General features: G+C 56.7%; 7 protein-coding genes. All 7 read left to right on the top strand.

Annotated elements, in window-relative coordinates:
• Window positions 1–118 precede the first annotated feature (118 nt).
• The 7 genes from IQ254_RS15395 to IQ254_RS15365 all read left to right on the top strand — a co-directional run bounded on the left by IQ254_RS15395 (window position 119) and on the right by IQ254_RS15365 (window position 6,083).
• Window positions 119–1,129, top strand: coding sequence for an ABC transporter ATP-binding protein (locus IQ254_RS15395; protein ID WP_193967045.1), 1,011 nt, complete (start codon window positions 119–121; stop codon window positions 1,127–1,129).
• 42 nt (window positions 1,130–1,171) lie between these two features.
• A complete protein-coding gene (locus IQ254_RS15390; RefSeq protein ID WP_193967044.1) occupies window positions 1,172–1,984 on the top strand; it encodes an ABC transporter permease in 813 nt (270 codons plus the stop codon).
• Window positions 1,985–2,003: 19 nt separating this feature from the next.
• The gene (locus IQ254_RS15385) at window positions 2,004–3,569 is read left to right on the top strand and encodes a Gldg family protein (RefSeq protein WP_193967043.1); all 1,566 of its coding nucleotides are present in this window, start codon (window positions 2,004–2,006) and stop codon (window positions 3,567–3,569) included.
• 9 nt (window positions 3,570–3,578) lie between these two features.
• On the top strand, window positions 3,579–3,749 hold the full coding sequence (locus IQ254_RS15380) for a hypothetical protein (RefSeq protein WP_193967042.1): 171 nt from the start codon (window positions 3,579–3,581) through the stop codon (window positions 3,747–3,749).
• A 92-nt stretch (window positions 3,750–3,841) separates the two neighbouring features.
• The gene (rimP, locus tag IQ254_RS15375) at window positions 3,842–4,312 is read left to right on the top strand and encodes a ribosome maturation factor RimP (protein WP_193967041.1); all 471 of its coding nucleotides are present in this window, start codon (window positions 3,842–3,844) and stop codon (window positions 4,310–4,312) included.
• 58 nt (window positions 4,313–4,370) lie between these two features.
• On the top strand, window positions 4,371–5,819 hold the full coding sequence (gene nusA / locus IQ254_RS15370) for a transcription termination factor NusA (protein WP_193967040.1): 1,449 nt from the start codon (window positions 4,371–4,373) through the stop codon (window positions 5,817–5,819).
• A 9-nt stretch (window positions 5,820–5,828) separates the two neighbouring features.
• Complete coding sequence (locus tag IQ254_RS15365) at window positions 5,829–6,083, top strand: YlxR family protein (protein WP_193967039.1); 255 nt, start codon at window positions 5,829–5,831, stop codon at window positions 6,081–6,083.
• Window positions 6,084–6,231: the final 148 nt, after the last annotated feature.

Raw genomic sequence — 6,231 nt, 5'->3', positions numbered from 1 at the left:
GGGAGATGGGGAAGGTGGGGGAGCGGATTAGATTTGGCTTCTTAAACGCAACGGGAGAAATAATCGCTACTGTAATCAGCAGTACAATATCCACTGGCTTGCTGGCGGTTCTACATCCATGATTGAAGTTGAGCACCTGAGTAAAACCTACGGGTCGACTACGGCTATTCAAGACCTGACCTTTGAGGCACAGCCCGGGGAGATTTTGGGGTTTTTGGGGCCAAACGGGGCGGGTAAAACCACCACAATGCGAATCTTGGCCGGATATCTACCTGCGTCAGCAGGCACGGCCCGAGTGGCGGGCTACGACGTTCATACCGATTCAATGGCGGTGCGGCAGAGCATTGGCTATCTGCCTGAGTCGCCGCCGCTGTATCCAGAGATGACGGTGCAAGGATTTTTGAACTTTGTGGCCAAAATTAAAGGCGTCTCAGCCGACCTGCGCCAGCGGCGAGCCGAAATTGCGATGGATCACTGTGGTTTGTTAGACAAACGCAGGGTGCTGATCCGCAAGTTGTCGAAGGGGTATCGGCAGCGAGTAGGCATTGCCCAGGCGATCATTCATGACCCGCCGGTGATTATTCTCGACGAGCCCACGGTAGGATTGGACCCGCGCCAGATCAATGAGGTGCGTCAGCTGATCAAGGGCTTAGCGGGGAGTCACACCATCATTCTCTCCACCCATATTTTGCCGGAGGTGAGCATGACCTGCGATCGCGTCACCATTATCAATCGCGGCCAGGTTGTTGCCACTGATACTCCAGGTAACCTCACTACTCGGCTCTCGGGCGAAGCTGCCTATGACCTAGAGATCAAAGGTGATGCAGATGTGGCACAGCGACTGCTCGCCGAGCTTGCCCCTGTGCGTCAGGTCACCTCTCTCGGCCAAGACCACCTGCCTGAACACCACCACCGTCTGCGGGTCAGCGGCGATGCCGATCGCACCTTGGGTGGACTCATTTCTGCGGCTCTGGTCAATGCCGGCCTAGAGCTTCACGAACTGCGCCGCCAACAGGCTACCCTCGAAGATGTCTTTCTCAACCTCACTACCATCGAACCTGCCTCTGGGGCAGCGGTGCTGCCAGACCCTGCTCTTGCTGCGGCGCTGCCCAAGGAACAAGATATCTAAGCAATTCACTTACCCTTCCACTCACCTACTAGCTCACTGCCCATGACCATCATTCTCAAAAACATCCTGGCGATCTACCAGCGAGAGCTGCAAAGCTATTTTGCCTCGCCGCTACCCTACGTGATTGCGGCCGTGTTTTGGCTGCTGGGGGGCTTCTTTTTGGTGGCTATTTTGCTGGGCCCCCAGGGTATTTTGGCTCAGGCCGCCATGGCCGATCAGTCAGTCCAGATGGGGCTACCGCCATCGCCACCCTTTGACGTGGCCTATGAGTTCAACAAGGCCTACGTGGGGTTACTGGGCTCGCTGTCGATGTTTGTGCTGCCCATGCTGTCGATGGGGCTCTACGCCGACGAGCGCAAGCAGGGCACCCTTGAGCTTTTGGCGACCTCGCCGGTGACTAACTGGGCGGTGGCCTTGGGCAAGCTGCTGGCGGTGGTCAGCTTTTACATGGCCATGGTGCTGCCGCTGATGGTCTGCCAGGCGGTGGCCTTGGGGGCGGCGACGCCCCCGATGGGATCGGGGGTGTTTTTGCTATCGCATCTGGGGTTGGTGCTAATGGCTGCTAGTGTTTTGGCCCTCGGTATGTTTATCTCGTCACTGACCGAGAGTACTGTGCTGGCGGCGATTATGACCTTCGCGCTGATGTTGCTGCTGTGGCTGGTAGATGCAGTGGCCCAGGGGCTGCCGGGGGTGGCGGGGCAGGCGATCGCTCATCTTTCCTTGCTGCAGCACTTCACCGACTTTACTGAAGGTATTTTTGACACCGGTAGTTTGGTGCTGTTTCTCTCCTTTATTGTGCTGGGCCTGTACCTTACGGCCCAATCGATCGAAACCCTTCGCTTCCAGCGAAGCTAGCAGCAATACGTAGCGCATTATGGCGATGAAATCCTTGGCGGCTTATCAAAAATATTTGAAATACCTGGCCCTGCCAGGGTTGGCCTTGGTTACAGCCGGGCTATTGGCTGGAGTATTAGCGGGCTGGACACTGCTGCCTGCGGGGTTGTTGTTGGGGGGCATTGGTCTGCTGGTGCTGGTGCTAGTGCTGGGTAACTACGGCGAGGGTAAGTTTTGGGCGCAACGCTCTACCGAGGCCGGGGCCAATGCTTTGGTGTCGGCCCTGGCCGTACTGTTAATTTTGGGCCTGGTCAACTTTTTGGCGGTGCGCTATGCCAGTCGAGTAGACCTCACCGAAAATCAGATCTTTACCCTTGCCCCCCAGTCGCAACAGGTAGCGCAGTCGCTAGAGAGTCCCACTCGGGTTGTCATCTTTGACCCTGTCCCCAACCCTCAAGATCGGCAGCTATTGGAGAGCTATCGACGGGCTGGGTCGCAGTTCACCTTCGACTACGTCAACCCCTACAACGACCCCCGCCAGGCCCAGGAGTTTGGGGCGACTCAGACGGGCATGGTGTTTGTCGAAAGTGGCAAAAATCGTCGCTTTTTGCAGAATGTCAGCCCCACCGAACGCCTGTCAGAGCGGACGTTGACCAATGCCCTTGACCAGGTAGCGGGCGATCGCACCCTCACCGTTTACTTCACCCAGGGGCATCAAGAATTTGCAATCGACGGTAGTGACACTGGCTTTTTGCAGGCTGCTACCGCCTTAGAAGATAAAAGCGCCCTGGTGCAGCCCCTCGATCTCTCCCAGACCGCCGCGGTGCCTGACGATGCCAGTGTGGTCGTGGTCGCTGGCCCTGCCGCCGAATTTTTTGAGGCTGAAGTCGAAGCGCTGCAAACCTATCTCAACGGTGGCGGTAGCCTCATGCTGCTGATTGATCCCCGTACTAACCCTGGCCTCGGCACCCTGCTCGATCCCTGGGGTGTCACCCTCGACGATCGCATTGTGCTCGATACCTCGGGCACTGGTCAACTGGTCGGCCTCGGCCCAGCAGCTCCATTGGTAACCGACTATGGTGACCATCCCATTACCCGCGACTTTGGCGGTGGGCGATCGTTCTTTCCGCTAGTGCGCCCGGTGAATGTCGAAGCAGTGCCAGGGGTAACTGCAGCGCCTATTTTACGGAGTAACCCCCAGAGTCGGGCCGAAGCCCTCTCAGCTGAGGGCGAGCTTCAGTTCGATGAAAATGCTCCGCCCTCAGGCCCCTATACCCTGGGCGTAGCGCTCAACCGCCCGGTCGATGGCGCGATCGCCGCTGAGGGAGAACCAGCTCCAGAGGCACGTTTGGTGGTTATCGGCAACGCTACCTTTGCCACCGACGGCCTGTTTGAGCAACAGCTCAACGGTGACGTATTCCTCAACGCCGTGAGCTGGCTGGGGCAGCAGACCGATGCCACCCTTTCCATTCGCCCCCGCGAAGTCACCAATAGACGGATCACAATGACGGTACAGCAGCAGATTGGCCTCGGCGTCTTCGCTCTATTGGTGCTGCCCCTAATTGGCTTCGCTCTGGCGATATTGATGTGGCTGCGTCGTCGGTAGCGGTCAGTCTTGCTCCCAACGATATCATCAGATCGTCTCGACCTAGAGGACCGCTACCCCTATTTTGCCAATGTTCAACCCACCGTTTCGACCGTGCTGTTTGGTCTGGTGCCCAGGGCATTGGCCATGAATCATGACCAGGATTGCCGCATTGCTGCCACAATTCGCTACTATGGTTGAGTCCAAGCCTTCGGGTTTGGGTTCCTATAGCAGAAATGTTTTGGGAGGTGGGCCGAGGCCCACTTTTTTATTGGCATCATTTCAGATCTCAGATGGTACACCCCCTGATTCCTCAAGTGCTCGAGTTGGCGGCCCCCGTTGCCGAAGATCTGGGGCTAGAAGTGGTTGAAGCAGTCTTCCAGACCAACCAGTCGCCCCCAGTACTGCGCATCGATGTGCGCAGTCTCGAAAATGAAGACACTGGCCTGGATGATTGCGCAAAAATGAGTCAGGCCTTCGAGGCCGTGCTCGATACCACCGACATCATTCCCGATGCCTATGTGCTAGAGGTATCGAGTCCTGGGGTTTCGCCAGCGTTAGAAATCGATCGCGACTTTGTGGTGTTTAAGGGGTTTATGGTGGAGGTTACCCTGTCTGCACCCCACAAAGATAAGCGACAGTGGGTAGGCCAGTTGGTCAGGCGCGATGAGTCTACTGTGGTACTGAGCCAAAGGGGTAAAACCACAGCTATCCCTCGGGAACTGGTAACCATGGTGCAGCTGAGTGACCAAAGCCCCGACTAGCGCTTTGGCGCTCAATAGTATTGATGTATTTCGGTTTAGCTCCTAGAGGTAAGTAGTCATGTCGTTAGTTAGTCTGCCAAATTTGCAGGAGATGATCGATGTCATCAGCCGCGAGCGCAACCTGCCCAAGCATGCGGTTGAAAATGCCCTGAGGGAAGCGCTGCTGAAGGGATACGAGCGCTACCGCCGTACCCGTGAAATTGACACTCATTTCGACGAAGAATACTTCGACAACTTTGACATTGAGCTCGATGTTGACGACTACGACGACCAGGGTTTTCGAGTGCTGGCGACTAAAACCATCGTCGATGAAGTGACCAGCCAAGACCATGAAATTGCCTTGGCTGAAGTTCGAGAGGTCGCCCCCGAAGCCCAGGCCGGTGACACGGTGGTACTCGACGTTACCCCCGACCAGCGTGACTTCGGCCGCATGGCGGCGATTCAAACCAAGCAGGTACTGGCCCAAAAGCTACGCGATCAGCAGCGTCGGCTCGTCCAGGAAGAATTTCAAGACCTAGAGGGCACTATCTTATCGGCTCGGGTACTGCGATTTGAGCGTCAGTCAGTGATTATGGCGGTCAGCAGCAGCGTGGGTCAGCCTGAGGTAGAAGCCGAGTTGCTCAAGCGCGACCAGTTGCCCAACGATAACTATCGCGCTAATGCAACATTTCGAGTGGCTCTAAAGAAAGTCTCTGAAGGTTCACATCGGGGGCCACAACTCCTAGTCTCGCGAGCTGATGCGGCGCTGGTGGTCGAGCTCTTTACCAATGAAGTGCCTGAGATTGAGGATGAAATCGTTCGCATCGTGGCGGTGGCACGAGAAGCTAATCCGCCCTCTCGATCGGTAGGACCTCGTACCAAAATTGCTGTTGATACCCTAGAGCGCGATGTGGATCCGGTGGGTGCCTGTATCGGTGCGCGGGGGTCTCGTATTCAGGTGGTGGTGAACGAACTACGGGGTGAAAAAATTGACGTAATTCGCTGGTCGCCCGATCCAGCCACCTACATTTCCAACGCACTCAGCCCAGCTCGGGTCGACGAGGTGCGGTTGGTCAACCCCGACGATCGCCAGGCTCACGTGCTGGTGCCCGAAGATCAGCTCAGTTTAGCGATTGGTAAAGAGGGCCAAAATGTGCGGCTTGGGGCTCGTCTTACCGGCTGGAAGATCGACATCAAAGACTCAGGCAAATACGATTACGAAGAAGAAGATCGTAAGATTGCCGATCTCCTAGCGGCTCGAGAGGCGGCCGCTGCCGAGGCCGCCGAGCTAGCGGCGGAGGAAGCTGAAGCCGCCGCTTGGAGAGCCGCCGCCGCCGCCGAACGAGCCGCCGCCGAGGCCACTGCCTTAGCGGCCTCGGCGGATGAGGCCCTCCCCGATGGTCTCGACGAGATGACTGCCCCTGAATCGGTGGCCGTTACCGACGAGATAGCTGAAAATTTACCCGTTGAGGAAGACACTGAGGCACCATCTCAGACGCCTGAGGAAAACGCTGGAGAGGAAGAATAATAGGATCTGATGACACCTAACTATCGACGCTGTGTCAGCTGTCGACGGGTCGCCCCTAAAGAGGCTTTCTGGCGAATAGTGCGCGTGTATGACGATCGCAGTGTGTGTCTAGATCGAGGTATGGGGCGATCGGTCTACCTATGTCCTCAGGTAGACTGCCTGCGTCAGGCCCACCAAAAAAACCGACTCGGGCGGGCGCTCAAAGCCAATGTGCCAGAGGAAATTTATCAAACTCTGTGGCAACGACTAGAGACAGCAGAGTAAGCCGGAGTCCGAGCCAGGCCCTCTCAACGCATCTCGTGAAACCCTAGGAAAAATAAGAGATTGAGCTGTGGCAACCAAGCATGTTCGCACATGGGTGAGCTCAAAGGCTTTTCCCGCTGAGATTCTGTTCATTGGGCAGACAACTGAT

This window comes from Nodosilinea sp. LEGE 07088 (genome assembly GCF_015207395.1).
GTDB lineage: Bacteria > Cyanobacteriota > Cyanobacteriia > Phormidesmidales > Phormidesmidaceae > Nodosilinea.
Note: the sequence above shows the minus strand (reverse complement) of the source record. Positions and strands in the feature narration are given on the sequence as shown.